The organism is Sulfuricurvum sp., from assembly GCF_019163035.1.
In the GTDB taxonomy this organism is placed as follows: domain Bacteria; phylum Campylobacterota; class Campylobacteria; order Campylobacterales; family Sulfurimonadaceae; genus Sulfuricurvum.
Genome location: NZ_JAFLKV010000130.1, coordinates 1 through 11,446, shown reverse-complemented (window position 1 = coordinate 11,446; position 11,446 = coordinate 1). Strand labels below are relative to the sequence as shown.

General features: G+C 40.6%; 12 protein-coding genes and 1 pseudogene. 8 read left to right on the top strand and 5 right to left on the bottom strand.

The genetic code is table 11. The features are described from left to right. Window positions 1-205: 205 nt before the first annotated feature. The 4 genes from JZU62_RS09495 (at window position 206) to JZU62_RS09480 (ending at window position 4,558) form a co-directional block, all read left to right on the top strand. The gene (locus JZU62_RS09495) at window positions 206-2,215 is read left to right on the top strand and encodes a TonB-dependent receptor (protein ID WP_295014200.1); all 2,010 of its coding nucleotides are present in this window, start codon (window positions 206-208) and stop codon (window positions 2,213-2,215) included. 68 nt (window positions 2,216-2,283) lie between these two features. Further along, window positions 2,284-3,711: a HAMP domain-containing sensor histidine kinase gene (locus JZU62_RS09490; protein WP_295014198.1), complete on the top strand. Its 1,428-nt coding sequence runs from the start codon at window positions 2,284-2,286 to the stop codon at window positions 3,709-3,711. Further along, window positions 3,711-4,241 (top strand): hypothetical protein, encoded by a 531-nt coding sequence (locus tag JZU62_RS09485; protein WP_295014196.1) that lies wholly within the window; start codon window positions 3,711-3,713, stop codon window positions 4,239-4,241. The genes JZU62_RS09490 and JZU62_RS09485 overlap by 1 nt, the downstream gene beginning before the upstream one ends. Window positions 4,242-4,288: 47 nt before the next feature. Continuing rightward, complete coding sequence (locus JZU62_RS09480) at window positions 4,289-4,558, top strand: hypothetical protein (protein WP_295014194.1); 270 nt, start codon at window positions 4,289-4,291, stop codon at window positions 4,556-4,558. Between the two features lies 1 nt (window position 4,559). On the opposite strand, the gene JZU62_RS09475 is transcribed toward JZU62_RS09480, so the two are convergent. Both JZU62_RS09475 and JZU62_RS09470 read right to left on the bottom strand, forming a co-directional pair. Continuing rightward, a complete protein-coding gene (locus JZU62_RS09475) occupies window positions 4,560-4,781 on the bottom strand; it encodes a hypothetical protein (RefSeq protein ID WP_295014192.1) in 222 nt (73 codons plus the stop codon). 29 nt (window positions 4,782-4,810) lie between these two features. Beyond that, entirely contained in the window at window positions 4,811-5,455 is a 645-nt protein-coding gene (locus JZU62_RS09470; RefSeq protein ID WP_295014190.1) for a ParA family protein, read from the bottom strand. 150 nt (window positions 5,456-5,605) lie between these two features. Between JZU62_RS09470 and JZU62_RS09465 the strand changes: the two genes are divergently transcribed. Together JZU62_RS09465 and JZU62_RS09460 are read left to right on the top strand one after the other, a co-directional pair. Next, window positions 5,606-6,010 carry a hypothetical protein gene (locus JZU62_RS09465; RefSeq protein WP_295014188.1) on the top strand — a complete coding sequence of 135 codons (405 nt, stop codon included), beginning with the start codon at window positions 5,606-5,608 and terminating at the stop codon, window positions 6,008-6,010. A gap of 10 nt (window positions 6,011-6,020) precedes the next feature. Beyond that, window positions 6,021-6,323 carry a hypothetical protein gene (locus JZU62_RS09460; protein ID WP_295014186.1) on the top strand — a complete coding sequence of 101 codons (303 nt, stop codon included), beginning with the start codon at window positions 6,021-6,023 and terminating at the stop codon, window positions 6,321-6,323. Window positions 6,324-6,338: 15 nt separating this feature from the next. On the opposite strand, the gene JZU62_RS09455 is transcribed toward JZU62_RS09460, so the two are convergent. Together JZU62_RS09455 and JZU62_RS09450 are read right to left on the bottom strand one after the other, a co-directional pair. Then, window positions 6,339-7,406, bottom strand: a complete 1,068-nt coding sequence (locus JZU62_RS09455) for an AI-2E family transporter (RefSeq protein ID WP_295014184.1) — start codon at window positions 7,404-7,406, stop codon at window positions 6,339-6,341. A gap of 11 nt (window positions 7,407-7,417) precedes the next feature. Beyond that, a complete protein-coding gene (locus JZU62_RS09450) occupies window positions 7,418-9,184 on the bottom strand; it encodes an ABC transporter ATP-binding protein (protein WP_295014182.1) in 1,767 nt (588 codons plus the stop codon). Between the two features lie 161 nt (window positions 9,185-9,345). Between JZU62_RS09450 and JZU62_RS09445 the strand changes: the two genes are divergently transcribed. Beyond that, on the top strand, window positions 9,346-9,942 hold the full coding sequence (locus JZU62_RS09445; protein ID WP_295014180.1) for a peroxiredoxin: 597 nt from the start codon (window positions 9,346-9,348) through the stop codon (window positions 9,940-9,942). Between the two features lie 60 nt (window positions 9,943-10,002). Next, window positions 10,003-10,746, top strand: coding sequence for an iron export ABC transporter permease subunit FetB (fetB, locus tag JZU62_RS09440; RefSeq protein WP_295014178.1), 744 nt, complete (start codon window positions 10,003-10,005; stop codon window positions 10,744-10,746). Here fetB and JZU62_RS09435 read toward each other — a convergent pair. Next, window positions 10,730-11,446 (bottom strand): annotated as a pseudogene (locus JZU62_RS09435) (ATPase); the annotation flags it as partial. The gene fetB and the pseudogene JZU62_RS09435 sit on opposite strands and share 17 nt — an antisense overlap.

The following is an 11,446-nucleotide window of genomic DNA, read 5'->3' as shown; positions in this document are numbered from 1 at the left end:
AATTAGCTCAGTCGGTAGAGCAGTAGACTGAAAATCTGCGTGTCCTTGGTTCGATTCCGAGATTAGCCACCACCTTTTGTAACAAACCCCTCTAACAAAACTCAAAAAACAACTGAAACAGCCTTAATAAAACCCTTCGCAATACCTTTTATGCTATTATTATTTATTATCTTCTTTAATAAATCTATTTCGCGAAGGAGCATCATTGAAGTATTTATCAGTTTTAACTCTTTCGCTATTGCTCACACAAGCATTCCTCTTCGCTGAAAATAGTAATGATCTCGATAAAGTCTTAGAAGAAGCAACCTATATTGCAACCAAAACTAAATTAAATGCCGATTACGTCCCAGGAACCGTCACAGTCATCAGCGGTGAAAAATTAAAATCGCTGGGTATCAACAATCTTGCAGAACAAAACGCCTTTGATATGATTGTAGGATTTGATTCCTCCACTCTCTCACTCAGGGGAGCAGGATCGATTTATGGTTCACAAGGGAATAAAATCAAATGGATGATCAATGATAAGCCTATAAGTGCCGAACTATGGGGAATTCCAAAAATGGGTGTCGGTCAGATCGTTTTTCCGATACCGACCGATGCAATCGATCGTATTGAGATTATCAGAGGACCTGGCTCGGCGATTTATGGCGGTAATGCGATTTATGGTGTTATCAATATTATTACTAAAAAAGAATCCAAAGGATTGTTTACAACCCTTTCTCAAACCCAAAGCAACAAATTTGGCAAAGCCATAGGAGCGTTTGGAACATTCGAAACAAACGGTCTTGAAGTCTCGGCTATTGTCTCTACCGAAAAACACGATGGTTGGGATTTACCTGTTACAAGACAGGTACCATCTGAACATGGCAATCTTCCAAATGCCAATGCCAATAATCTATTTATGAGTGATTTTACCTATAAGAATTTCGATTTCTGGGCATATCGTCTAGAAGCCAAAAATGACTATTCACGTTTGCAATGGGATGTTTCGAACAATATACCTCCAGATAATGATGCTCCCCTGCAATCCAATACTTATACCATGGTGGGTCTCCAAAGAAAGTATGATATTTTAAATAGTGCAGTAACCGCGAAAGTCGGTATCAATCAATACACCAATCGTGCCGAATTGATGTTTAATCATAACGGTATACGAACTATCGATTACCTTGAAAGCACAAAATATGCTGAAGCAACCGTAGAAACAACTCTTGGTTCAAATCGACTCCTAGGTGGAATATATACAGGCTTCCTTTCGGTGGACAAGGATAACCTTTCACAAACATGGAACGCTACTCAGAGTTTATTAACCACTAATGATCCCAAAAGAATCAACCGAGCACTCTACCTTCAAGATGAAATACAGCTAGATGAGAAAAGCACAGCAACTATCGGAGCACGTTATGATACCTACAGTGACGGACGCAATGCATTATCCCCAAGAATAGGCTTTGTATATCTATACGATGATTCTAATATTCTAAAGGCTCAATATTCAAGAGCGTTTAGACCACCAAGCTTTTCGGAACAGTATTCTCCCAATAATCAAAGTCCCGATCAGACTTTTGAATCAGAAACTGCTGATACATTCGAGCTATCTTATTTATTCAAAACTAAAGATGCCTCGATCAAAACAACTGCCTTCAACACAAAAACTTCTAATATGATTTCTTATCATGACAATACCTACGAGACAATCAATCTTGAAAGCCCGACAAGCGTAAACGGTTTTGAAATGGAGTTGACTAAAAATTATGAGTGGGCGAATATTGGTGCGAATATGGCATTTTATAAATCACACAGAGGAAAAGTTACGTTGACAAGAAGTGGCAGTACTTCCATTTACAATCCCAGTGAATTTGCATTATCAGCTAACTTTTTGGCAAATGTATTCGCTACTATCAACAGTAATACCTCTTATCCAACGACACTCTGGTATCACTATACAGGAAGCAAAAATAGAGTTAATAACAATATGCTAGGCATAAATGGCAACATCGTACTCACAACAAATGGCGCTATACCTGCTCAAGATTATTTGAATATCACCCAAAAGATTAATGAAATTACAAAAGATCTTGATTTGGAATTTGGTGTAAAAAATCTCTTTGGGAATACACTAAAAACTCTCTATATGCCGTTAAATCCTCCTAACACGAGCGACGTACCCTATATGGGTCAGACCTTCTGGGTTAATTTACTTTATAAGTTCTAGTACAATTTAATCAAATATTAACCAATACTTATATATTATTAAATTATGTTACTACGCATTGGATTATGATGACACATTCGCTAATCGGTAAATTTGCATGGGTATTCTGGCTACTATATATTGCCGTTATTGCTCCTATATTTATCTTTATCCAAATCAATGTTTCTTCGGTTCTCAACGAAAGTGAAACCGCTAAAATTGAGCTAGTTACCCAAACACTAAAACCGATTATCTCCACCTATCTGACATTCGATCAGCAAGATATGCTCAGCGATACCATGCGTACCTTTTTTCAAAACCCTAATATTTTAGATGTCTCGTTGATCGATGCAAACCATAAAGTTATTTTTGAGCAACACTATCCTCACTCGAAAATACAGGATACAACTACTTTCTCTACCCCAGTTATCGATACCTTCACTCATAAGGTTCAGGCTACGCTTGTCATCAATTATTCAAACAACTTTGTCCGCGATCTTCAATCGAAACTGTTTCTACAGCTTTTAGTTCTTTCCTTGTTTGCTCTAATGATTTTTTCTATTACGTATTGGTATTTTCGAAAGCAATTTTTTGTTCTTCGTCTGTTATCAAACTGGATGGGAAATTACAGTATCGATAAAACCTCTGAACCGTTTAAAAGTGATAACTCAAACGTAGAGATCATGACGATCACCTCTTCCGCCAATAAAATGCTCGAATCTATCGATAGCTATCGGTGTCAAATGGAACAAATTACTAATGAGTTAGAAAACCGAGTGGAGTATGAAATTGTAAAGCGTCGTGAAAAAGAGCAACTCTTGATTCACCAGTCTCGTCTTGCTGCAATGGGTGAGATGATTGAAAATATTGCTCATCAATGGCGTCAACCTTTAAATATCATTAGTTTAGCGATTACCAATATCAATATGAAACGTACGCTTGGTTCACTCGAAGACGATGAGATTGATAAAAACAATGCTATTATTAATAATAATCTTGCTTTTATGTCCAATACTATTGATGATTTTCGAAACTTTTTTAATATGGATAAAGAATCTTTACATTTCGATCCACTCCAACCCATCCAAGAAATTTTCTCACTTCTTGGCGAGCAACTGCGCTATGCAAATATCACATATCAGATACATAAAATGTGCGATCAAGAGATTTTAGGTGTTATCAACGAATTCAAACAAGTGATTTTAAATATTGTCAATAATGCTCAAGATGCTATTAAAAGCAAACAAGATCAATCTGAAGGAAAAATCGAAATTACATTACGTTGCGATACTTCCCATTTATACATCGATATCAGTGATACGGGAGGAGGAGTCGCACCTGAGATTAGTCAACGCATTTTTGAACCTTACTTCACAACCAAGTTACATAACAAAGGTACCGGCATTGGGCTTTATATGTCGAAAGTCATCATAGAACAACACTTTGAGGGGAGTCTCAGTGTACATAATACTGATGAAGGTGCCCTCTTCACATTAAGCATACCTTCGAGCCGATAATGAAAAAAATTATTTTTCTCTTTTTCGTGCCGTTACTTCTTTGGGGTGCAGCATATGATGCAACACTATTGCAAATTGGAGCCAAAATATTTCCAAAAGTTGCCTTGATGGAAAAAGGGACCCAAGAACGTATCCAATCAACAGTAAATTTTATGATTGTAGCACCGCCCACTAATAAAGAATCTGCTCGTTTATTATCCGAAATGATTCAACGGCAATATGGCGGATTACTTAGTGACTATTCACTTACGTTCTCTATCATTTCTATGAGAGAAGCACTGGAAATCAAAAATACCCACGGATTTATCTTACTTATGGAAGCAGAGGATAGTATGCTCCCACTCTTATTGGAGCACGCTCATAGGAATAAAATATTGACATTTTGTTTCGATCCGGCATTGCTTCAAAAAGGAGCCGATGTTTCGCTATACATCGGAAGAAGCGTTAAACCCTATATCAATCTCACTACGCTCAAACAAGTGCCATTTACGTTTGAATACGGCTTCCTAAAACTTTCACAACCTTATTAAGCTCACCCTCGATATCCTTTCACTCTAGAACCATTTTTGGAGAGTTTATGAATACGTTTATTATCCCATTATTTTTATTCGTATTCATTGCTACAAATCTGTACGCAGAAACCAAAGAAAAAAAATGGATACCAATTCAGCCGATCAATCTAAACGAAACAACAAAACCCGATTCCAATAAATCAAAACCACTAACTTCCCCTACGATGACTCAGAAAATGCAAGTTATTAAAAACTTACTCGATCATGTCACCAAAGAAGGGATCAATACCGAACATGAAAAAAATTGGTACTCTATGGAGCCTACCGAAGAATAATTTAGATCAAACCATCCCGTTGCATTCGCTCTTGGAGGGCGATTAGGATATAAGCGCTCACCGTCCCTCCATGATACTCTCGGATTTTATCTTCCCATTGCGTTGGGATCGTAATCAGTTTCTTTTTTTTCTCTTTCTCATTTTTGAGACTCTCTTCCCTCTCGCTCATTGCGGCGGAACTTTTCACTTTTTCGATATTTTGAAGAAAACTTTTTTTTGCCATTATATATCCTTTATATATATTTTAGATATTTATTTTATATTTAAAATGGATTTTACTTCATCGAAAAGTTCATCCATCTCTTGATCCGCTTTACTAAATATCCGATACTCTTTAATGCTTTTTCCCTCACCGACTGAGTGGGCGATATCGACGCGCTGACGAAGTATGGATACCATCAGTTCAAAATGCTCCGACATACAGATAAACTCAACCAAATCTCCGAATCGTTTCATGGAGGGATTGATATTGTTAAATAATACGTGTGTTTTGATACGTTCCCCTTGTATCTCCGAGAGGCTTTTGAGGATCTCTTCATATTTTTGCAAGCCCATAAGATCGAATGGTTTATCACTCACGGGAGTAATGAGCAAATCCGAGGCGATGATAGCAACGCGATTATAAGCACTGTCAAATCCCCCTGAATCGATTATCGTTAAGATATCGTCGGAATCATTTTGGGCGTATTCCGCTAACTCTTCGGCGGTGTTGAAATGGAGCATTTGTATCGGTGAGAGATTATTCTCCTGACGCAGGGCATTAGTAACGGTAAGTGAACGCTGTGTATCGAGGTCAATAATACGGGTATCAATGATTTTCGAAAAATAAACCGCAAGGTTCCATGCAACGGTTGATTTTCCGACCCCCCCTTTTTGGTGTGACAACGTAAGTATCATAGATATACCTTATATATTTATAGAATATACAAAGTATATATTTTAGATACTTTAGTAGAGTTAAAAAGAGTGAGTTACCGAAAATAAATATTGATTCACCATATTGTCTAAAAGAGGTGTATAATTGGAATTATCGCGAAAGGAATTATTATGATCGAGCAACAGCTACTTACCTTATTTGTCGGGATCATCGCGATATGTATGGTAATCATCACAAGTGTCATTGTTTTTATCGGAATGCATTCGATCAAGACAATGAACAAAGTACACGAATTCATAGCTCATGCCCAAAATGAGCTTAGTTTTATCGCTAGTAAGGCCGTTATTACATTGCATGATGTTAGTGAGTTAGTTACCCACCTCAAAGTTGAAACACATGCTATTAGTGAAAAATCACTTCTATCCCTGCATGAAATCCATGAGTTACTATCTTATCTTCACATGGAAACACGCTCACTAGCGCTTAAAGCCTCTAATGGTATCGCAAAAGTGACCATCGGTTCATTAGTCATCGGTGTTCTCTCTCAGTTTTTCAAGAAAAAAACCAACCCATAAAGGAATAACAATGAACCAACACAACAATTTACTTAGTTTCGTACTAGGCGCGGCTATCGGCGGCGCTGCTGCGTATTATGCGTATAAGCACAAAGATGAGATTTTAGAAAAAATCAATGACATGGAGGATAACCTCCATTTTGATCAACATGAGTGGATTGAAAAAGCAAAAGAGCAGCTTGATCGGCTAACACATAAATTTCAATCAACCGTATTCACACCCAGTGATGATGCGATCAAAGAAGATGAGATTGCCCGTCTAACCGAAGAGCTCAATGCCCTTCGCCAAGAGATACAAACGCTAAAAGCGTAAGCGCTCTCCTCTCCTCTAGGGGAGGATGATACGATTGCTTTTTCGCATTGTACGCAGCGTTGTTACCGCAAAAGCGACGATCGCCGGTCCTAAGATAATTCCCCAGAATCCGAACGTTGCCAATCCTCCCACTATCGCAAAAAAGATCACGAATTCATTGATACGCCGTTTTCCGCGACTGAGGCTACGGTTTACAAAATTTAGAATAACCAGTTTTACGATGTTATCGATAAAAAATGCCATCATTGCATACGAGTAGATTGAGATGATGAGGACATTCATCATATTCCCTTGAAAATACTCATGCGCCACAACCGGAATCCATACCAATGCCGTACCCACAACCGGAATAATCGAAGCAATACCGGTTAAAAAGCCGAGTAACAGCGCATTGTAGCCATCAAAAAATGCGATAAAAATACCAAATGCCAACCCTTGCGCGATCATCACCCCTATAAGCGTATAAAATACCACCGCGATCATCGTCGTCATCTCATCTAAAAATTCTCGTTTAGTTGCACGTTTTAGAGGGATAATCGGGAGAAGAAAAAGGGTAATGCTTCGACCGTACCACATCAAAAAGAAAAAGAAAATAACGATCATCGCCATCTCACCGAGCATCGCCATAAAGGTTTTCAGCCCGTTACCCATCCAGCTCGCTAAAAAGGCTATGATCTCATCTTTATGCAATTTAGAGAGTACGATCAAACTATCGAGGGGATCTTTTAGCCATGCAAGATAAGTGGAGAGATGATTACTAAGGGAATCGAGTTGATTCGTAAAGGAGTGAATAAGCGTCATCGTATTGGCAGGATTATCAAGCACTTGAAATAAAAACAGGGTAATCGGGACAAACAAGATAAGGGCTAACCCCAATGTCACAATAGCAGCCGATGTCACCGAAGCAAAAGGTTTAAACCGCTCATAGGAATCTATTTTGACCTTAACGATTTGATAGATTGGAGAAACCGCCATTGCAAGGAGCAAGGCTACAAAAAAGCTTTTTAAGAAAGGGGAAAATAGCCATAAAATCAGAATAAACGCCCCGATTCCAATCCATCGTAAAAAGTTATTTTCTCGCATATAGGTATTCCTTATCCGTGTTGAGAGTTTATAAAACGCTTATAACTGCCATCATTGGCTTCTAAATCTTCGCGTGTCCCCTCTTCGAGAATCACCCCGTTTTCGAGGACATAAATATAATCAGCGCGCGTTACCGTACTGAGACGGTGTGCGATGATAATAACCGTTTTATCCTGCAAAAACACTTCCAACGCTTCAAACAGAGCACTTTCAGTATGGACATCGAGCGCCGAAGTGGACTCATCGAAAATAACCACCTTCGGATCGGCTAACACCATACGAGCAATCGATAGACGCTGACGCTGACCCCCAGAGAGGCGTATACCGAATTTCCCCACTTGTGTTTCCAGCCCAAGAGGCAACGCCTGTACAAACTCAGAGAGTTGCGCAATGTTTAATGCTTCTAGTATCGCTTCATCACGGATCGAATCACCCATCGTGAGGTTAAATCGGAGAGTGTCATTAAACATCAACGGCTGCTGCAAAACGACAAACACTTCATCGCGCACTTTTGAGAAGCCGATCTCGTTTACACTAACACCGTTATAGAGGATATCCCCCGATGTCGGCGGATAAAATCCGACCAACAGTTGTGAAAGGGTACTTTTGCCACTGCCGCTTGCACCGATGATCGCCACCGTACTTCCAGCGACGATATTGAGGTTCAGCCCCTTTAAAACCGGTTCTTTTTCATCGTATCCGAAAACAAGATTATCCGTTTGAATCGAGAGCGCACATGAGTCATCCATCATTATTTCAGCATTTGAAAAGGTCGGTTCGGTAGGAAGCGATAAAAGTTCATTCAACCGTGCGAGAGCATTTTTTGCATTCGCAAAGCTGTACTGCATCGAGAGTAAATCCTGCACTGGGGTCATCATAAACCACAAATAGCCAAAAATACCAAACATCAATCCTATAGAGAGACCCGAATAGAGAACCATCACCAATCCAAGTGCACGAAAAATCTCAAACCCACTCAGAAAAAGGGTATACGAATACCGCTCCCCCATCAAGGCTTTTATACCGTATTCACTCGCGCTCTGACGTAACCGTTTCGATTGATCGATTGCTGATCCTATAAAACGCTCCTCTTTATTGCTTGCCCGTATCTGTCCGAAGAGATCACACATCTGCGTGAGGGTATCGGACAGTTCTCCGATGGTGCGATTTTGCTCTTTTTTGAGTGCCCCGACTCGACCCGATATTTTACGAGTGACAATCATAATGAGGGGTTGAAAAATAATAATGAGAACGCCAAACAACGGATTAATCCAAATAAGCACTGCCCCAACCCCGATCAAGGTGGCAACCGAAACGATGAGTTTAGAGAGAGCACTTCCCAAAAACTGCTCAATCGTATCGATATCGGTGATGAGATGGGTAATCACTTTCCCGCTTCCCAGACGCTCATACGCCGACATCGAGACATGCTTTAGGTGCTCCAGTGCACGAACACGAATTGTAAAACTCAGCTCCTGAGAAAGGGTGATAAAAAACTTCTGCGAGACGACACTAAGGATAAAAAATAAAAAGCGCAGAGCAATCGTCACCGCCAATACAATCCCGATGTAAAGAAGCGGTTCATGAACAGGGGTGAACCAATCTATCGCAGCGGTGATTTTTCCCCCTTTTTTGAGAAGTACCTCATCGACCATGAGGGGGATTAAAAGAGGTATAGGGATCGAAATAAGGGTTGCAAGTATGGCAATGATATTGCCCCACAAGAGGGAGCGTCTGTAGCGGAGCATCATGGAGAAAAGGGTTTTAAAAGTAATCATTTCACGATTATATCGAAAGCAGGTAGTTCCTATACAAGATAAACTATAAATAATAAAAATTATCCTTTATATTTTTAGGTTAACTTTATGCCTCTCTGTTGAATTAATCTTCGTGTGTTACAATTTCTCTACATTTAACACAAACCATACAAGGAAATCCCATGCTCGTTACTAAAAAAGCTCCTGACTTTACCGCTACTACCGTTCTTGGCAACAACCAAATCGTTGATAACTTCAACCTCTACGAAAACCTCGGTGAAAAAGGTGCCGTATTGTTTTTCTATCCGTTGGACTTTACTTTCGTATGTCCATCTGAGCTTATCGCGTTTGATCACCGTTTAGAGTCGTTTACAGAACGCGGAATTAACGTTATCGGTGTATCGGTCGACTCACAATTCAGCCACTTTGCATGGAAAAACACTCCGGTAAACCAAGGTGGAATCGGTCAAGTTCGTTACCCACTCGTAGCAGACCTAAACAAACAAATTTCACGTGACTATGATGTATTGCTCGGTGATTCTGTAGCACTTCGCGGATCATTTTTGCTCGACAAAGACGGAACAATCCGTCACGCAGTTATCAACGACCTTCCACTCGGACGTAACATCGATGAGATGCTCCGTATGATCGATGCGATGTTGTTCACTAACGAGCACGGTGAAGTTTGTCCTGCAGGTTGGGCAAAAGGTGATGCAGGTATGAAAGCGAGCACTGAGGGTGTTGCTGAATATCTCGCCGCTCACTCTGACAGCCTTTAATCTTTTCTTTTCCCCTTTCGGGGAAGCCGCTTTTAATCCAAAACTCTCTATTCTTCCTTTATGCAATACTCTTTTTTAGCCTCATACCTACTCATCATCTTTGCACTCTGGTATTCTCGCCGTGAACAGCTCGGCATGGAAAAAATGATCCTCATCAATTCAATACTTGCGATGGTTCAGCTCGGACTCCTCGGATACGCTCTCGTTTATCTCTTTCAGATGAAACACCCCGCTCTACTCTTTTTTGTACTGCTAGGGATGGTAACTTTCGGTGCCTATACCGCCAAAAAACGCTCCCCATTAGGTGAACATAGTTTTAAAATCGCTTTTTTTACTCTCGGAGCTTCGTCGGGGATCGTTTTTTTGTCGATGATGGCGTTCGGAGTGATCCACATGGTTCCCCATGAGATGATCCCTATCGGGGGGATGATTATCGGAAATGCCCTCAACGTCTACACCCAAAGCACCGAGCGATTCCGTGCAGAAGTTAAAAATACAATAGAGACGATTGAGGGGATGATAGCACTCGGAGCACCCCTCAAAGAGGCGCTTAGTTTTGCGTCCAAAGCATCCGTCAAAGCCTCTATGATTCCGACACTCAATATGCTCCAAACAGTGGGAATTATCCATATCCCCGGTATCACGACGGGGATGCTCCTCGCGGGAGCCGATCCGCTCCAAGCGATCTCGTATCAGCTCGCCGTCATGTACATGATGGTAGCGGTAGCACTTCTCGCGGCGGTGTTTAGCACGATGTTTTCGCACCATGTTATCATCAGAGCGGCGTTTACATCAAATCAATAAATCGTTTCGCCTTGGGATGAACAAAACAGAGTTTTGCCCAACCTCTATGAGGTTTAATCAATGTCACACGATGGGCAGAGACTGATCGCGATAATGCAACGTAAAACTGAGACGGGGCGAATATTTCATTGGTCTCAATGACGTAATCCGCCAAGCTCATCCCCTGCGATTTATGGATTGTGATCGCAAATGCGAGGGTGATGGGAAACTGACTGAGGGTGATTAGTTTCTCTTCACTCACGCTCTTTCCTTTTTCTATCCACCTCGTTTTGATCGTGTCAACGCGTTCTATTTTCACACTTACACCATCCGCTTTTTTAACCCAAATCAGACCTTCTTCGATAGAAGTAATCATTCCTCGCTCACCATTATAATAATTCCATGCATTACGGGTAAAGAGGATCGGTGCACCGACTTTAAAGGCTAGCATCGACTCAATACGGCTCTCAACCATAAAGCGCTCGACATCACGCTCCTGCATCTTTTTATCATGAATCGTCACATACGTTTCGACCTGTATGATTTCTCCATTTAGATGCTCCAACTGAGAACGGTTATGATTTTGGGCACTGATGTTTTTCCCAAACAGCAGTGTCATCGTAGACATATCCTCATTTAGCGGTTTTACGAGTTCTTCGAGTGCTTCATGTGCCTCTTCATCGAGACGGGCATGGCGTACTTTCTCTAAAAGGCTCAAAAA